Source organism: Oscillibacter sp. MSJ-31, from assembly GCF_018918025.1.
GTDB lineage: Bacteria > Bacillota > Clostridia > Oscillospirales > Oscillospiraceae > Hominicoprocola.
The window spans coordinates 50,299-66,860 of sequence record NZ_JAHLPT010000002.1; the positions used below are offsets into that span (position 1 = coordinate 50,299).

Here is a 16,562-nt window from a genome sequence, read left to right on the forward strand (position 1 = left end):
AGTGTGGTACGGTTATTCTTTGTGAAAAAGGGAGCTTTATGCAAAAAGGGAAGCGTCCGCAGCGCGGACGCTTCCCTTTCCAAATTTTTCAGTTGGTCAGCCACTCGGGCCGCGAGCGCTTTTTCACGCCTGAGACGATGCCCATGGCGGCAAAAAGCGTGACAATGGATGAGCCGCCGTAGCTGAAAAACGGCAGCGTCAGGCCGATGACCGGCATCAGGAACAGGCACATGCCGATGTTCGCGATGGTCTGGAAAATGAGCATACCCGCCATGCCCACGCAGACGTAGCTCTCCATCGGCGTCGCCGCGTCGCGCGCGACGAGCAGACAGCGCACCACGATGGCAAGCAGCAGCACGATGATGAGCGCGCAGCCGAGGAAGCCCAGTTCCTCGCCGCAGACGGAGAAAATGAAGTCCGTCTGCCGCTCGGGGATGCTCCACACATTGGACGACTGCGTCTGCGCGCCGTGGAAGAGTCCCTGTCCGGTCAGCTCGCCCGAGCCGAGCGCCATCAGTCCGCGCGTCTGCTGAAAGCCCGCGTCGTCGGGCTGATAGCTGTGGTCGAGGACGGCAAGGAAACGGTCGCGCATATAGCTCGGCAGCAGGTCCAGCTGCCACACGGCGAGGAACGCCGCCGCGCCGCCGCCGATGCCCAGCGCCAGCCAGCGCTTTGCCATGCCCGCGGCAAAGACCATGCAGATGAAGATGAAGAGATACACCAGCGCGCTGCCCGCGTCGCCGGATATGACGACGATCAGCCCCACCATAAAAGCGGTGTGCGCCGTCGGCTGAATGACGTTTTCAAAGCGCCGCAGGTCGCGGTTTTCGTTGAGCAGCGCGAGTTGGTAGGCGAGCAGGACGATGAAAAAGACCTTCACGACCTCCGCCGGCTGCACCGTCACAGGAAAGCTCTTCAAAACCCCAACGCCGAGCCTCGAGCCGATATCGTTCACGCCGAGCCATGCACGGTTGCCGCCGCGCGTCTGTCCAAAGGGGGTGAGGAGCAGGAGAAGAAAGCCGACATTGAAGCCGAGCAGCCACTTCCATTTCTTCGCCAGCTCGAATATGTCGATGCTCGAGAGGAAGAGGTAGAGCGCCAGCCCGATGAGCAGGCCGAGGCCCTGCACGGCAACGTACTTGAGCGTGCCGCGAAAGCTTGTCGCGCTGGCGATGAGCACCATGCCATAGAGCGTCGAGGCCACGCACAGCGCGAGCAGCACCGCGTCGGTCTGGCGCAGCACATCATGCAGCGTTTCCCGCACTCGTCCCATCGGTTCTTCCCTCCTCTGCCGAAAATTCTCGGAATGATGTATCAGTATAGCACGATTCCGCCTGTCTGTAAACCGCGCGTTTTTCTTTCTTCCACTGTTTACACTCTGTTCATGCAAAAAGGAATTGCGCATCGCGCGGCGGTGTGCTATACTGTACTTTTAGAATGGGTTGAAAGGGGGCATTTGCCGTGGAGCATCTTTCACACAGTGAGCAGGAGACCGAGCAGCTCGGCGAGCAGGTCGCCCGCAGACTGCCGCGCGGGACCGTCATCGCCTACACCGGCGAGCTCGGCATGGGAAAGACCGCCTTCACCCGCGGGCTTGCCCGCGGTCTCGGCTGCCGTGGCCGCGTCACCAGTCCCACCTTCACCATCGTCAATGAATACGAGGGGGATATCCCCCTGTTCCACTTTGACCTCTACCGCCTCGGCTCGTCGGACGAGCTGTTTGACATCGGCTGGGAGGATTACCTCGCGCGCGGCGGCGTGTGCGCCGTCGAGTGGAGCGAGCGGGCGGAGGACGCCTTCGACGGCTCCACCGTGCGCATCGACTTCCGGCGCGGCGCGCAGCACGACGGCTGGCGCGTCATCACCATCACGGGGGTGGACGGCTTATGAAAATTCTCGCGCTCGAGACCTCGGCGAAGTCCGTTTCGACCGCAGTGGTCGAAAACGGCGTGCCGCTGGCCTATGCCTATCAGTGCACCGGCCTCACCCACTCGCGCACGCTGATGCCGATGGTGGACGCCATGCTCAAAAACGCCGAGCTGACGCTCGGCGACATGGACGCGGTTGCCGTGGCCGCCGGTCCCGGCTCGTTCACGGGCCTGCGCATCGGCATCGCCGCGGTCAAGGGCCTCGCCTGGGCGGCGGACAAGCCGTGCTTCGGCGTTTCCACGCTCGAGGCGATGGCGCAGAATCTCGCCCACATGGACGGTCTGCTCGTCTGCGCGATGGACGCGCGGCGCAACCAGGTCTACAACGCGCTCTTTGAAGCGAAAAACGGCGTCCTCACCCGCCTCACGCCCGACCGCGCCATCGCGGTCGCGGAGCTGGCGGAGGAGCTGCGCGGCGAAACGCGCCGCCTTCTCGTGCTCGGCGACGGCGGACGGCTCTGCCGCGACGGGCTCGCACAGCTCGGCGTGGAGAGCGAGCTGGCTCCCGCGCAGCTGCTCTATCAGAACGCCGTAGGCGTCGGCCTCGCCGCGGAGCACGGCACGCCGGTGAGCGCGCAGGAGCTTGCGCCGGTCTACCTGCGCATTTCGCAGGCCGAGCGCGAGCGCAACGCAAGATTACAGCAGGAAGCAACCCAAGAATAAATATATAGTTTACGGAGGACGAAGCAATGGAATCGAAATTTGGCAGCAAGGTACACATCATGGACCATCCCCTCGTAGCCCACAAGCTGACGATCATGCGCGACAAGAACACCAGCGTCAAGGATTTCCGCGAGCTGGTCAGCGAGATCGGTATGCTCATCACCTACGAGGCGACCCGCGATCTTCCGCTCACCACCAAGCACATTGAAACGCCCATCTGCGAGATGGACGCCCCCACCCTTGCCGGCCGCAAGTTCGTGGTCGTCCCCATCCTCCGTGCCGGTCTCGGTCTGGTCGACGGCGTGCTGCGCATGGTCCCCTCCGCGCGCGTGGGCCACATCGGTATGTACCGCGATGAAGAGACCCTCGAGCCCCATCCCTACTTCTGCAAGATGCCCAAGGACGTGGCCGAGCGCGACGTGCTGATCGTCGATCCCATGCTCGCCACCGGCGGCAGCGCCGCCGAGGCCATCGGCGAGATGAAGAAGCGCGGCTGCAAGCACATCAAGCTCATGGTGCTCGTCGCCGCTCCCGAGGGCATCGAGCACATCCAGAAGCTCTACCCCGATGTAGAGATCTACGCCGGCGCGCTCGACGACCACCTCAACGAGCACGGCTACATCGTCCCGGGTCTCGGCGACGCGGGCGACCGCATCTTCGGCACGAAGTAAGTTCTCCCACCCGCGGCGCCGTCCGCGCCGGAAGGCGCGTTCAAGCGTTTTGCGCAGCAAAACCTTGCCGCAGGGCGAGTCATCGGCCTGCGGTTTTGATCCCCGCAGGGGTTTCGCGCCGCGCATCGGCGCGAAATCGCGGGCGACCGCATTTTCGGCACGAAGTAAGCACCCCACCTCGCAGCGCCGTTCCGGCGCTCTGCGCGGTAGACTTTTATCACAAACAGCAATTTGAAAGGAAACCATTGACCATGAGTGCATCGAGAGAAAAGAAGGCTCGTCAGGAGCTGAACGAATCCGGCTACGTCGATCCCCGCAAGGCCCGCGAGGCCGAGGAGAAGGCAAAGGAGCGCCGCTCCACCCGCATCTACACCGCCGTCATCGTCGCCTTTGTGCTGCTCGGCGTGGTGCTCTTCGCCTCCGGCCGCATCCAGGCGAGCAACGAGGCCAAGGAGACTGCCCGCATCGGTGCGGAGAGCGCCGTGACCATCGACGGCGAGGACTTCAGCGTCAACGATGTGGCTTATTACTATGGCAGCATTTACAACACCTTCGCCAACAACGGCAGCTCCTTCGGCTTCGACAGCAGCAAGAGCGCCCGCGAGCAGCAGTACACCGAGGGCAAGACCTGGCACGACTACTTTCTGGAGTCCGCGCTGGACTACATGAAGGAGAGCGTTGCCGTCGCCCACGCTGCCGAGGCTGCCGGCTTTGACGGTGCCGAGCAGATGGACTCCGCCGAGCAGAGCAATCTGTCCATGGTCGACCTCTATGCCTCCTACAGCGGCGCGACCCGCGCGCAGTATCTCACCGCGATGTTCGGCAAGTACATGACCGAGGAGGCCTTTGTCCGCTGCGTCCGCCGCAACGCACTCGCGAGCGCCTACCAGCAGAGCTATTCCGACAGCCTGACCTACTCCGCCGCCGACCTGCAGGCCGCCTATGACGAGGACCCCGACGCCTATTGCAGCGTGGACATCGAGTACGTCTCCTTCACGACCGGCCTTTCGAGCGACGCCACCGACGCGGAGAAGTCCGCCGCGATGGAGGAAGCCAAGGCGAAGGCCGAGGCCGTCCTCGCCGCCTACGCGGAGGGCAGGAGCTTTGAGGAAAGCGCCGGCGACGGCACCTATACGCACCTCGCGCACGCCGACCGCAGCGTGACGAGCGATATGCTCACCTGGGCGTTTGCCGCCGACCGCACGGAGGGCGATACCACGGTCGCCGAGCAGTCGAGCGGCTATGTCGCCGTTCTCTTCCACTCCCGCAGCCGCGACGACTATCACCCCGTCACCGTCCGCCACATCCTTGTTGAGGACGAGGCGACCGCAGAGGAGATCCTTGCCAACTTCAAGGCCGGCGACGCCACCGAGAGCGATTTCGCCGCCCTCGCCTCCACCAAGTCCACCGACAGCGGCACCGCCTCCAACGGCGGCCTTGTGAGCAATATGCGCAAGGGCGCGTATGTTCAGCCCTTTGAGGATTGGAGCTTCGATCCCAGCCGTCAGAGCGGCGACACGGGCATCGTCGAGAGCGAATACGGCTTCCATGTGATGTACTTCGTGGAAACGAATGAGCTTCCCTACTGGGAGTACAAGGCCACCAACACGCTCAAAAGCAGCGCCGTGAACGACTGGTATGACGCCATCACCGACGGCGTGACCGCCGAGCAGCTCGACGCCATCGAGTACGTCGGCTGAGCACATCCGCAACGCGGCAGGGACCGGCAAGGCTGCCGGTCCCTGCTTTTTCAAGAGGAATACCTATGGAAAATCAATTCTTACGCACCGAAATGGTGCTCGGCGCGGACGGCATGGACGCTCTGCGCCGCAGCCATGTCGCCGTGTTCGGTCTCGGCGGCGTGGGCAGCTACGCGGTCGAGGCGCTGGTGCGCTCGGGCGTGGGCGAGCTGACGCTCATCGACGACGACACCGTGGCGCTGACGAACCTCAACCGCCAGCTCGAGGCGCTGCACTCCACGCTCGGGCAGAGCAAGGCGGAGGCCATCGCCGCGCGCTGCCGCGACATCAACCCCGCGGTCGTCCTCCACCCCATCGTGGGACGCTACGAGGCCGCGAGCCGCGAGCGCTTCTTTGACGCGAAATACGACTATATCCTCGACTGCATCGACCTTGTCTCCTGCAAGCTCGACCTGATCGAGACCGCGCTTGTACGCGGCATCCCCATTCTCTCCGCGCTCGGCACGGGCAACAAGCTCGACCCCTCGCAGCTTCAGATCACGGACATCTCCAAGACCTACGGCTGCCCGCTCGCGCGCGTGATGCGAAAGGAGCTCAAGGCGCGCGGCATCCTGCACACGCGCGTGCTCTTCTCCCCCGAGCTGCCCGCCGCGACGGAGCAGAAGGAAACGCCCCCGCCCGGACGGCGCAGCGTTCCGGCAAGCCTCACCTGGGTCCCCGGCTGCGGCGGACTGATGATGGGCGGCGAAGCCGTGCTCGACCTCGCGCGCCGCGCAAAGGAGGAGGTCAAATGATGCTGCTCGGAAGCCTTGTCAATATGCTCGCCATCTTCGCCGGCTGCTTCGTCGGTGTGACGCTCGGGCGCTTCATCCCCGAGCGCTTCAACTCCGCCATTGAAAAGGGCATCGCCCTGTGCGTGTTCTACATCGGTCTCGACGGCGTGCTCGCGGGCAGCGATACGCTCGTCGCCATCCTCTCCATGGTGCTCGGCGTCATCCTCGGCGAGCTGCTCGACCTCGACGGGCGCATCCACGCGCTCGGCGACTGGGTGGAGCGCCGCTTTGCGAAAAAGCAGTCCAAGACCTCTATCTCCGAGGGCTTCGTGAACGCCTCGCTCCTCTTCTGCGTGGGCGCCATGGCCATCATGGGCGCGCTGGACTCCGGCCTCACCGGCGACCACGCGACGCTCTACGCCAAGTCCACGCTCGACGGCATCACCTCCATCGTCTACGGCTCGACCATGGGCGCGGGCGTCGCGCTCTCGGGCATCGCGGTGTTTCTCTATCAGGGTCTCATCACGCTCTGCGCGTCGTTCATCGCGCCGTTTCTCAGCGAGGTCGTCATCGCGGAGATGAAGTGCGTCGGCTCGCTGCTCATCATCGGTCTGAGCTTCAATATGCTCGGCATGACGAAGATCAAGGTGATGAACTATGTCCCCGCCGTGTTCTTCCCGATCCTGCTTTGCACCTTTATGTGAATAGCTGTAAAGGAGCCCCGCCTGTCGACAGGCGGGGTTTTCTTATTTTGTTTTGCTTCGGCTCTGCCGCCAGCCGCGCCAGAGCGCGGCGGTGAGGACGAGGAGCACGACGAGGGCAAGGTTATTGAGCGAATCGAGCGTACCGCTCAGCGCGAGCTTCCAAGTGTAGCCCGTTAGGTCGCCGTGTCCTGCATTCACGATGCACCGCACCCAGAGCGCAAGCGCCTGACGGATGCCGAGCTGCGCAAGCCAGCCGATGGTGAGCAGCGCAATGCTCCTTCTCTCCCAGCGGAGCGTCAGCGTGCGGTAGGAGCGCAGCGTACAGGCGACCAGCGCGAGCAGTGCCAGTGCGACCGACCAGCTCATCGCAAGGCGCATTGGATTCAGACGGATCAGGCGCGAAAATGTCTGGAAGATATTTCCAGCGACAACACCTGCGGCAAAGCGCAGATACAACTCTACCATCAGATACAGCGCCCACGCGCACCAAAGCCCCGTGCGCCGCCTGACCGTCAGGCAGATGGTGCCGCAGACAAACAGCGGCAGCGCCAGTATAAAGCCGGCGAGCGTTCCGGCGAAGAGCATGATGAGTATCCCGATCAGCGCGCCGAAGCACAGCAGGATCGTGCCGACGATCTGCCGTGTCTCCCGCCGCGCCGCGGGCGCGGCGGCGGCGTACGCTCCCGCGCTCTCCTTGTCCGGCGCTTCGCCGCGCGCAGCCTCCGGCTGTGCGCTCTCTCCTTTCACCAGCTCGTCGAGCGTCACGCCGAACAACTCCGCGAGACGCAGGAGCTTATCCAACTCCGGAATGCTGGCGTCCGTCTCCCACTTGCTCACCGACTGGCGGCTGACCTCCAGCGCGTCGGCGAGGTCGCCCTGCGATAGGTTCTTCTGCGCGCGCAGCCGCGCAATGTTTTGTCCGAGGGTCATAGGCGTTCTCCTTTGCTTTGATGGCTCCAGCATAGCGAAAAGCTGCGGAAAAGTCCACCAAGCGGGCTTTAAAATTTAGCAACTGACGGTTGCAGACCTCATTTTATCCGTAAAAGCAGGGTGTTTTTCTATTCCGCGATGTACGGCAGCGCCCGCACGCAGAAGCGCGCCATATCCACATGGCTCTCGTCCGTAAATCCCACGCCCTCGTTTTTAAGCAGCTCCACCTGTCGGTTCGCGCCGCCGAAGGCGAAGGCGGGCGACACCGCGCCGTCGCGCCTGACGACACGGTGGCAGGGGATCACCCCCGGCTCGGGGTTGACGTGCAGCGCGTAGCCCACCACGCGCGCGAGCCGCGGGTTGCCGATGGCGCGGGCGACCTGTCCGTAGGTCGCAACGCTGCCGCGCGGAATGAGCCGCACCGCGGCGTAAACTCTCTCAAAGGTCGTCATGTGCTTCCTTTCTCTTTTTCAGCCAACGGGCCAGTAGCAGCCCTCCGGCAATGGCGAGCGCGTAGACCGCGAGGTACGGCAGATACATCGACAAAAGCCCCACCAGCGCCGACCCATTCGTTGCCGCGCCCGGCGCAATATTGCTGCCAAGCAGGAGCATCTGCAGGATCATGCCCGGCAGCGCGCGCAAAAGCATCGCCGCGCCGAGGATGGCGACCGCGTAGCCCGCCCATTCGCTGTGCTCCCGCACCGTCTCCCGCAGCGGCTTTCTCTGTGTCTCCCGGGAGCGCGCTTCCTCCGCGCCCCGCGGCGCGTCCTCCGGCTCATCCCAGATGAGATAGTCGGTCGTCACGCCGAAGTAAGTACAGATCGCGCGGAGCCTGTCGAGGTCCGGCGCGGAGTCGCCCCTTTCCCTGAGAAAAAGATACATTTTGGGTTCTCAGTCGATTTTGCCCACAAAGCGGTAGTAAATATCGACAGTCTGTTCCTTCTCGCCATCCTCGCCAACGGTCTTCTCATGTACCACGATCTTCTCAATCAGGGCGTTGAGCATTTCGGCGGTCAATTCCTCCGGATGGGCGTACTGCTGAATGAGACCGATCCACTGGTCGATGTTCACGACAGTCTGCTGCTCCGTGGCAAGTTCGGCTTGCAGATGCTCAATCTTTTCCAGCAACTCCGTCTGTTCTGTCTGGTACTTTTCAGACAGAACCTTGAAGTTGTACTCTGTGATGCGTTCTGCCGCCCAGTCCTCGTAGAGCTTGGAAAACAGCCTATCCAGCTCTTTCTGCCGTTTCTGCGCCCGTTTCAGCTCTGCATCCCGCATTTTTACCATGCGCTGCTGTTCGCGGTCGTTGGCATGGAGTAACTGCCTTTTCAGGTGTTCTTCGCCCATATCGGACTGTGCAGACCAGTATTGCAGGCGGCTCAGAACATAGACGTAGAGCGTATCATAGCGGATGTAATGAGAGGTGCAGTCGCAATGCCTCGGTCCGTGCTGGCGGTAGTTGGTGCAGACAAAGTAGTGAAACGGCTTGCTGTTGCTGTTATTCGTGCCGTAGCTCATCGACCAGCCGCAGTCAGCGCATTTCACAAGACCGGAAAAGATTTGCGTGGTTGCCGTTTTCATTTTCCTGCGACGGCTTGCAATCTGCTCCTGAACCTGCTCAAAGACTTCCTTGGAGATAATGGCTTCGTGGGTATTTTCAATCCGCAGCCATTCCTCCGGCGGCTTCCTGATTTTCTTCTTGTTCTTGTAGGAAATGTTGGTCTGAATGCCATGGACGCTGTTGCCAATGTAGGTCTCATTCTTGACGATGCTCTTGACCTGTGCAACCGTCCATGCGTAACGCTTCTTTTCCGGCGCGTCTGCATAGATGTTGGCGAATGTGCCATAGCGGGTGTAGTTCAGCCAGCCCGGAGTCGGGACCTGCTCATCCAGAAGAATCCCTGTGATTTTAGCAGCCCCAGCCCCGTGAAAAGCAAGGTCAAAGATTTTCTCCACGATCCATCTCGTTTCCTCGTCGATCACCAGCCGGTTCTTCACATCCGGGTCTCGCTTGTATCCCAGCGGTGCATAGGCAAAGGTGCGCTCTCCGGCTAAAAACTTGGCGTGGAGCGAGTTCTTGACCTTGCGGCTGGTGTCCTTGGCAAACCACTCGTTGAACAGGTTTTTGAAAGGAACGAAATCGCTGAGACCTTTTTCCGTGTCCTCGTTGTCCGAAACGGCGATGTAGCGAATGCCTTTTTCCGGAAACACGAACTCCAGATAATAGTCCATCATGATATGCTCTCTGCCAAAGCGAGATAGGTCCTTGCTGGCGATGCAGTTCACCTTTCCTGCCTCGACATCCTGCATCATGCGCTGGAAATTGGGACGGTCAAAATTCGTACCAGACCATCCGTCGTCGATGTATTCGCCTACTACATGAAGGTTGTTTTCCTCTGCAAATCGACGCAGGATCGTGCGCTGGGTCTCAATGGACACGCTGTCGCCATAGCTTTCATCGTCACGGCTCAGACGCATATAAAGTGCGGTATTGTATGGTTGTTTCATAAGACTTCCTCCTATCAGTCGAAACAACCCACGCTTACAATACTTTGCTGAGCATAGTGTATCATAAGCGCGGGCTGGATTCAATGCAAATATCCGTTTTCAGCTTGCCGGGGCGATGATCTTCCCGGATTTCCCCGCCTGCGCCACATAGCGGATGGTCTCTGCGGCGATCTCTCCGTAGGTCCTGCCCTGCGTCTTGAAATGCTCCGATACCCGGATACGGCTCTTGCCGTGGTAGAAGTACAGCGTTCCGTCCTCACCCTGCGCGTAGAACATGGGAACGGCTGGCTTCGATTTCATGATCTCAGCATAGTAGTTCTCCCAATAGCGTTTGCACACATCCAGAAAGCTCTTGGGCGGCTCGAAAACCGGATCAAAGCAGCTTTCAAGGTCAATGTCCCGGCAAAGGGCAATGAGGGTGTCAAGCGGCACATTGCGCATAACAGCGTCGTTGATCTTGGCATAGTCAATAGCGGTATTTTTCATAGGCATTTCCTTTCTCAAATCTCAATTTCGCGTTTGTGGTTTTTCACCTGTTCAGTACGCTCCTGCTCATGGCGGATGCTCTCAATGGCGTAGTGGATCTGGCGGATACTTTTAAGGTCCTGCTGGATGGCGGAAAGCTGCTGCCTTTCGGCGGTATATGCCTGTTCCAGCGCCGCTTTTTCCTCCTGCCAGATCTTGAGCGGCACCTTCTTCCCGTCCACAAGGAAGGGCTTTAACTCCCTGCGTGCCATGTAAAAAAGGTCAAGCGTCCGCTCGTGCCGGGCGGCGTATTCCTCCCGTTTCTTCTTCCACTTGATTTCATTCAGCTTGTCATAGACGGGCTTGCCCTCCCGGTAGAAGTCCGCAAGCTGCACCAGCCGGTCCAGCTTCTTGATGCGCTGTTCTTTCTCCGCAAGGGAGGATTTCAGGCGGCTGGCGGTTTTGTCGTACCCATCCAGCCGGGATTCCAGATCGGACAGGGTGCTGATGTGGTTGGTGTGCAGATAGTTGACGGCTGCGCTGTAACTTTTCAGATTGCCCAGCTTGGCTTTCTGACTCCACGCCCCGGCGTTGCGTCCCGCAAAATACCGTCCCAGCAGATCGACAATACGCGGCTCCTGCGGCTTGGAGAGTTCTGCCTTTACCTCTTTCAGCCATGCCAGCAGCTTTGAGATCGTCTGACGGATATTGTTCAGCTTGGCGTTGGCGGAGCGTATCCAGCGGTTGAGATCGCCCTTGTCGGTGCGGATACCCTTTGCCTCCATCGCCCTGACGGTAGGACCTTCGTGCTGCGTGGGGATCTGTTCTATTCCCTGACGGGCAAAGCTGCGGTGGTCAATGCGGCAGTCTAAGCCTTTTTCGGCAAACTTGGCGTTGCACATCTCAGCCCATGCCTGCCGCCACGCTTCCAGCGTTTCGGGTTTGCCCCAGTCTGTCGTGGGAACGGCGTTGAACACATAGTTGCCCACCTCGTCCAGAACGCGCTCCCCATGCTCGTCCAGCACATATTCCCGCCGCTGTTTATTACCCCACCTGCCGTCTTGCTCCATGGGACGGATGGGACACATGACGTGAACATGCGGGTTGGAAATGCCGCCGTCCTCCTTGTCCGGCTGATGCACGGCGAAGTCCGCCACCATGCCGCGGCTCACAAAATTGTCCAATAAAAATTGCCTTGCAAGGTCAATGTTCTCCTGCATGGAAAACTCGTTCTGCAAGGCAATGTCAAAGCTGTAGGCAAGCTGGGCTTTCTTCCCGCGCTCGGCTCTCTCCACGGCGTTCCAGAGCGTTTCACGGTCTGCGTATTCTGGCGGCGCGTGGGACGGCAGCAGGATTTCAGAACAGATCACACCGCCCTTGCGGGTGTAGTCGCTGTCCTCACCGTAGTATTCGCTGTGCAGCTTTTCCCCGGCGCGGTAGGCGGCAGCAGCCACGGCGGATTGACCTGCGCTGCGCTTGATCTGCGTCACATGAAAATGAAAAAGCGCGATACTTATTCACCTCCCGCATGGTTGCCGATGGCTTCCGTGAGCAGCCTTTGTGTGTCTGGCAGCGCAAAGACCTGTTCGGCAAAAGCGTAAAACGCGGTTTTGCTCAAATCCTTTGTCTGCGGTGCAATGCTCTCAATGGCTGCGCCACGGGTAATGAGCCGGTGCGCCCGCTTGCGCCGATCTCCCTTTTCATAGTAGGCGGCGCGGTTCTCAAGGCGCTGGATTTTGTGCTGCTCCTGCGCAAGCTGGCGTTCAACTTTTTCTTTCTCAGCTTGCAGCTTTTCAATTTCTTTTTCGTGCATGATTTTGACCTCCTGGCTGATATAAAAATGGATAGAAAAAGACCGCCTACGTTTTCAGTAGACGGTCTGTGTGATAATATGAAATTTTCAGACTTTGCGGCGGGAATGGTCTGCGCCAGCAGACGGTTTCCGCTGCAAAGTGCGCTGGGATAGACGCGCAAGCGTCGCAAGGTGCGCAGCTCCTTGTACGGAACGAAGTGACGCAAAACAGCCCGGACAGTCTGCTGTCCGGGCTGTCTGCCTCGCAGAGCGCACATACTCCCGTCAGGAGAGTATAGAAGTGCGCCCTTTGTTCCAAAGGGATTCTTTCGTCACTCACCCAGTTCCGCCGCGTACAATTTCTCAAATTCTCCGGGGCAGCGGACATCGTAACGAGTTTGCAGCGCCTCAAAGGTGCATCGGCTCAAGGTATATAATTTTTGAAGCTGGTCATCGAACGGCTGCTTTCCCGAAGTTTCAAAGCCAATGAGCGCAGGAATGTTCCACGCCTTTCTCTGCATCAGATAGCCAAACGGGATGCTTGCCAGTTTGTCGATTGCGACATACGGGCGGTCAAAAGTTTTCCCGCAGCGAAGGTACTCGGCATTCAGAAAACCGGTCGCAAAATCCTCGTTGGTAAACAGAAACGGCGTATCCACACAAGGAAGCGTGTCCAGTTCTTCCAATGCTTCTTCCATTGAAACACCGCTCGCCAACATCTCGTCTGTGATGCCGGTGATTTCGGCGACACCCTCTGGCAGCGGTTCGGCTTGTCGAATATAGATCGTCGGTCGTTCCCAGTTAATTTCGTAATTTGCCATGCGGGCAACGCGAATGGCAATGATGCGGTCTTTCCATCTCTCCAGCCCTGTCGTTTCAATGTCAATTAGATACCACGCATCGTTCAGCATATTGCTGCGCATAGCTTCCCGGTTCTGCCAGCAGGGAAATGCCGATTCCCGCAGCAGCTTTACCGCCAGGTTTCGATTTCGATCAAAGCGCTCGTGCAGATCAACCGCAAGGATCGGATACTCCGGCATGAAGACCTCGCGGCGTTGTTCCCTGGTCATGGTATCCGAAAACAAAATGATCGGCACAGGCGCATCGTTCCACCGCTGGTAGTCCTGCCCGCGCAGAAAATCATCCAGCAAATCTACGGAAAGCCGCTTCGGATTCAGAATGATACAGCGCGCCTGATCGATCACACGCTCGACGGCAGTATGATCCAGTGCTTCCGGTGAAACCGGAATGATCTGGAATGTAATCGGCAGGAGAACACCCAGCGTTTGCAGTTCTGTCCGCGTCAAACCGACGCAAAAAATATCATTCGTCATAACAGCAGTTCCTCCCCGTCTTGCAGTAAAATCACCTTTCGATTCTGGCAGAGTGCCTGCATTTTCTGCGGCGCGTCGGTGTGCATGGGGACAACGATTTCCGGGTCTGACTTTTCAATCACATGGCGCAGATCATCCGGCGAAGCGTGACCACTGGTGTGAAGCTCTGCCCACGTTCCGGTCAGCGACAGAAATTCCGGGATGGTGCTGCCCGGTTTTGTTCGGTAGCCGTCCCACATGGAATAGAGCAGGATGCTCTGTGCTGGGTCGATCTGCCGGATAATGCGTTCAAATTGCCGATTGGCGCGGACAAACATCAGCCCGCCCCGCTCTTGAAACCGCGGAAGAATATTGTCACCATAGGTGGTCAGCTTCGGCATTTGATAGAACGTCGATAGACTGCTCCAACGGTCAGAGACCGCTTTGACCAATATTTTCTGGTACTCGTCGCAGATGCAGTATTTTCCGCGCGGCACTGCACGCGCCAGCGCAAAAATCCGATCAAGGTTCGTCGTTGCACACAGCACAAAGACATACTTGTACTGCCTCAAATACGCTTTCACACGTTTTTGAAGATCCCACTCTGTCACGACCTCATGTTCAGAGCGAGAAACGGTTGTTCCCTCTGTGACAACCACATCGACCGTTCCGACCCGCCTATCCAGAATCTTTTCCATGACATTGCCGCGCACACCGTGCAGCCGGAAATCTCCGGTATACAGCAGCCGCTTGCCGTCCGCTTCGATCAGAAACATATAGCTGTCACACGCAGAATGGTCAATGCAGAACGGCGTGATCTGAATATCACCGATGAAAAACGGCTTGCCGGGAGAAAAGGATTGAATAGTTTCAATACGCTTGCAAAGCGCCTCGTTCTTTTGCCCGCCATGCTCTGCGGACAGGCGCATAATATCCTTTGCCAGCGCCCCGGCATAAATGGGAATCTCCGGTCGGATACGCAGCATTTGCCCGGTGTGGTCGCCGTGATAGTGGGTAAACAGCACGGCGTCACAGCGCCCGTTTCCATCCGTCACGCCCGGAATATTCAGCGGTGTGGAAACGAAATTGGGATCAAGAGATAGCTCGTCGCCCATGTCAATCAGGATGCGCGTACTTGCCGTGGAGATCTCAGCAGCAATGCCGCCGATCTGGTGCGTTCCCCGATGAATGCAGAGGTTCACTCCCATTCCTCCTTCCAGACCTCGCCATAAAGCATCGAAATACCGTGAAACAGCTTCCAGCCCCGGAGCGCCCGGTCATATTCGATCCATTCCCCCGTTGCTTGCAGAGCGGCGATATAACGCTGCACGCTGCGCAGCGGCAGCTCGGTCAGCTCCGATAGCTTCTGCGTAGAAATGCCGGGGTGCTTGCGGATGAGCGCAAGGATTTTCAGTCCGTTGACCAGCTTTTCGCTGTACTCGTGCGCTTTTTTGCTCTTGCTGTGTGCAGTGAGCAGCAGATACTTGAGCTTGTCCTTGATGGCGTCAAAGGAATCGTAGCATTTGAAGAACTTCCGCAACTCCTTCGGCGGCTTCGGCTCGCCAAGCCAGATCACCGTTTCATTGGTGCAGCCATCAATTTGCGAATACAGGTCAAAAATCATATCCGCAGAATCTTGGTCTAATGCGATGGCATTCACGATCATCGCATCACAGCCGATGGCGATCACGTCCGTCGGGGTGTCGGCGATATAGAGCTCATACGCTCTGGTTGGGAGACTTTCTTCCACAAGCGTGTTTTCTTCGCCTGTTAGACCAAAAGTGTTCACACGATAATCCTTGCTCATTTATCGCTACCCCCTTTCATCAGTTCACTTCTTGCCACATCAAATTCTGTTCCGCAGGTGATGCACTGCATCCGGACATATTGCCTTGCCAGTTTATTCTGTTTCAGGCGAATTACCAAAGCAATGCTCCAAAAAATGATGCCGACGATTGTGATGAATACCGAGATCATATAGCCGCCGAATGCAATGATTAGCCACAGTACAAACCAGATACCAAATTCCACCTTTGGATAGGGAATACAGCGCACATTATGGCTGCCGCAGTTTGGGCAGGTCACATCATCGCCAGAGCGCACAGCGTTTTCCTGTCGTGTTTCTTCTGCCATAAAATCGTCCTCCTGTTTTTGTGGACAGTATAGCAAACCGCCGCGACAACAGGGTGGTGGTGCAAAAAATTATTTGCCTTTTATCTGCTTCATCTGTTCGGCATAAAGACCATAGCCCATATAGGAGGCATTTGCAACCAGAATGGGGAAGGGATACTTATCCGGCTCAACTTCTTTTAGAACAGCAGGAAGAATTTTGCTCTCTGGATCGTGGTTTGCGAAGAGAAAAATCACTTCCGGGTCCAAGGAACTGATTTTAACATCATACTGTCTTTCATTAAGACCATCTACCAGTCCCAGCCGGCACTTCTGGGAAAATACCAGAGACATGTCCCGACAGAAGTCATTAACTTTTTCTGAGTCACCGAGAAATGCCTGAAAATCATCCAGATGCTTCTCAATTCCGGCAGTCCCTTTCAATGCACCGTCCCCATATTTGACTTCAATCAGTGCGAGAGAGATTCGGCTGGTGTCTTTTCGTACGGCGCCATTGGACAGCCATTTCAGTGCTACCATGTCAAATCTGGCACTGCCGTCAGCAAATTCAATGTCGGCAATGTAATAGTCTGTGCCGTTGGAAATTTTGCCGTGGTTATTGTTTTCCCGCGCGATTACCTGTTGGAACTCTCGTTCATATTTTGGATGTTTGTGAAACCACCAGTCCATGGCCTGCTTATAAAAGGGAAGATTTGAGACTGCTTCTGCGGGAGATGGATTTCTGCTAAGGCTTGTGGAGTCTTCTGTACAGTAGTTTGTATCAAAAGATATCGAGAACGAGTTGTTGATTTCCTCAATTTTGAAAATGCTCCCTCCACGGTAATAGATGTTCACGGAGTCTCCACGAAGTTCCAAGTCTAAAGTATCATCTTTTTTGACGGCCTCCAGCAAGGAAGACAGCTCTCCGGACAAGAAAGCGTTTAACATTTTCTCGGAAATTTGTCTCTTTTTCATGCAATTTACCTCCAGCAACTTTTTCTCTTAT

19 protein-coding genes are annotated in these 16,562 nt (G+C 58.0%); 6 read left to right on the forward strand and 13 right to left on the reverse strand.

The window, feature by feature from the left end:
* Nucleotides 1-88 precede the first annotated feature (88 nt).
* Complete coding sequence (locus KQI17_RS02025) at nt 89-1,273, reverse strand: FtsW/RodA/SpoVE family cell cycle protein (protein WP_216494582.1); 1,185 nt, start codon at nt 1,271-1,273, stop codon at nt 89-91.
* Between the two features lie 188 nt (nt 1,274-1,461).
* Here KQI17_RS02025 and tsaE point away from each other — a divergent pair, with 188 nt between their 5' ends.
* The 6 genes from tsaE to KQI17_RS02055 all read left to right on the forward strand — a co-directional run bounded on the left by tsaE (nt 1,462) and on the right by KQI17_RS02055 (nt 6,439).
* Complete coding sequence (gene tsaE / locus KQI17_RS02030) at nt 1,462-1,890, forward strand: tRNA (adenosine(37)-N6)-threonylcarbamoyltransferase complex ATPase subunit type 1 TsaE (RefSeq protein ID WP_216494583.1); 429 nt, start codon at nt 1,462-1,464, stop codon at nt 1,888-1,890.
* Complete coding sequence (gene tsaB, locus KQI17_RS02035; protein WP_216494584.1) at nt 1,887-2,591, forward strand: tRNA (adenosine(37)-N6)-threonylcarbamoyltransferase complex dimerization subunit type 1 TsaB; 705 nt, start codon at nt 1,887-1,889, stop codon at nt 2,589-2,591. Before tsaE ends, tsaB begins: the two co-directional genes overlap by 4 nt.
* Nucleotides 2,592-2,617: 26 nt before the next feature.
* Entirely contained in the window at nt 2,618-3,262 is a 645-nt protein-coding gene (gene upp, locus KQI17_RS02040) for a uracil phosphoribosyltransferase (protein WP_022019325.1), read from the forward strand.
* 251 nt (nt 3,263-3,513) lie between these two features.
* Nucleotides 3,514-4,962, forward strand: a complete 1,449-nt coding sequence (locus KQI17_RS02045) for a peptidylprolyl isomerase (RefSeq protein ID WP_216494585.1) — start codon at nt 3,514-3,516, stop codon at nt 4,960-4,962.
* Between the two features lie 65 nt (nt 4,963-5,027).
* Nucleotides 5,028-5,756 (forward strand): ThiF family adenylyltransferase, encoded by a 729-nt coding sequence (locus KQI17_RS02050; protein WP_216494586.1) that lies wholly within the window; start codon nt 5,028-5,030, stop codon nt 5,754-5,756.
* Nucleotides 5,753-6,439, forward strand: coding sequence for a DUF554 domain-containing protein (locus KQI17_RS02055; RefSeq protein WP_371821938.1), 687 nt, complete (start codon nt 5,753-5,755; stop codon nt 6,437-6,439). The genes KQI17_RS02050 and KQI17_RS02055 overlap by 4 nt, the downstream gene beginning before the upstream one ends.
* A gap of 42 nt (nt 6,440-6,481) precedes the next feature.
* Here KQI17_RS02055 and KQI17_RS02060 read toward each other — a convergent pair whose 3' ends face one another.
* From KQI17_RS02060 to KQI17_RS02115, 12 genes are all read right to left on the reverse strand, one after another.
* Nucleotides 6,482-7,369: a helix-turn-helix transcriptional regulator gene (locus KQI17_RS02060; RefSeq protein WP_216494587.1), complete on the reverse strand. Its 888-nt coding sequence runs from the start codon at nt 7,367-7,369 to the stop codon at nt 6,482-6,484.
* Between the two features lie 128 nt (nt 7,370-7,497).
* Nucleotides 7,498-7,821, reverse strand: a complete 324-nt coding sequence (locus tag KQI17_RS02065) for an MGMT family protein (protein WP_216494588.1) — start codon at nt 7,819-7,821, stop codon at nt 7,498-7,500.
* Nucleotides 7,808-8,251, reverse strand: a complete 444-nt coding sequence (locus tag KQI17_RS02070; protein ID WP_216494589.1) for a helix-turn-helix domain-containing protein — start codon at nt 8,249-8,251, stop codon at nt 7,808-7,810. Before KQI17_RS02070 ends, KQI17_RS02065 begins: the two co-directional genes overlap by 14 nt.
* 9 nt (nt 8,252-8,260) lie before the next feature.
* On the reverse strand, nt 8,261-9,877 hold the full coding sequence (locus KQI17_RS02075) for a recombinase family protein (protein ID WP_216494590.1): 1,617 nt from the start codon (nt 9,875-9,877) through the stop codon (nt 8,261-8,263).
* 99 nt (nt 9,878-9,976) lie between these two features.
* Nucleotides 9,977-10,363 carry a hypothetical protein gene (locus tag KQI17_RS13505; protein ID WP_253285640.1) on the reverse strand — a complete coding sequence of 129 codons (387 nt, stop codon included), beginning with the start codon at nt 10,361-10,363 and terminating at the stop codon, nt 9,977-9,979.
* A gap of 14 nt (nt 10,364-10,377) precedes the next feature.
* Nucleotides 10,378-11,853, reverse strand: coding sequence for a MobQ family relaxase (gene mobQ, locus KQI17_RS02085; RefSeq protein ID WP_216494778.1), 1,476 nt, complete (start codon nt 11,851-11,853; stop codon nt 10,378-10,380).
* Nucleotides 11,854-11,855: 2 nt separating this feature from the next.
* The gene (locus KQI17_RS02090; protein ID WP_216494591.1) at nt 11,856-12,155 is read right to left on the reverse strand and encodes a DUF3847 domain-containing protein; all 300 of its coding nucleotides are present in this window, start codon (nt 12,153-12,155) and stop codon (nt 11,856-11,858) included.
* A 311-nt stretch (nt 12,156-12,466) separates the two neighbouring features.
* The gene (locus tag KQI17_RS02095; protein ID WP_216494592.1) at nt 12,467-13,468 is read right to left on the reverse strand and encodes a PolC-type DNA polymerase III; all 1,002 of its coding nucleotides are present in this window, start codon (nt 13,466-13,468) and stop codon (nt 12,467-12,469) included.
* Nucleotides 13,465-14,649 carry an MBL fold metallo-hydrolase gene (locus KQI17_RS02100; protein ID WP_216494593.1) on the reverse strand — a complete coding sequence of 395 codons (1,185 nt, stop codon included), beginning with the start codon at nt 14,647-14,649 and terminating at the stop codon, nt 13,465-13,467. Before KQI17_RS02100 ends, KQI17_RS02095 begins: the two co-directional genes overlap by 4 nt.
* The gene (locus tag KQI17_RS02105; protein WP_216494594.1) at nt 14,646-15,254 is read right to left on the reverse strand and encodes a winged helix-turn-helix transcriptional regulator; all 609 of its coding nucleotides are present in this window, start codon (nt 15,252-15,254) and stop codon (nt 14,646-14,648) included. Before KQI17_RS02105 ends, KQI17_RS02100 begins: the two co-directional genes overlap by 4 nt.
* Entirely contained in the window at nt 15,251-15,580 is a 330-nt protein-coding gene (locus KQI17_RS02110) for a hypothetical protein (protein WP_216494595.1), read from the reverse strand. The genes KQI17_RS02105 and KQI17_RS02110 overlap by 4 nt, the downstream gene beginning before the upstream one ends.
* 69 nt (nt 15,581-15,649) lie before the next feature.
* Nucleotides 15,650-16,531: a hypothetical protein gene (locus KQI17_RS02115; RefSeq protein WP_216494596.1), complete on the reverse strand. Its 882-nt coding sequence runs from the start codon at nt 16,529-16,531 to the stop codon at nt 15,650-15,652.
* Nucleotides 16,532-16,562: the final 31 nt, after the last annotated feature.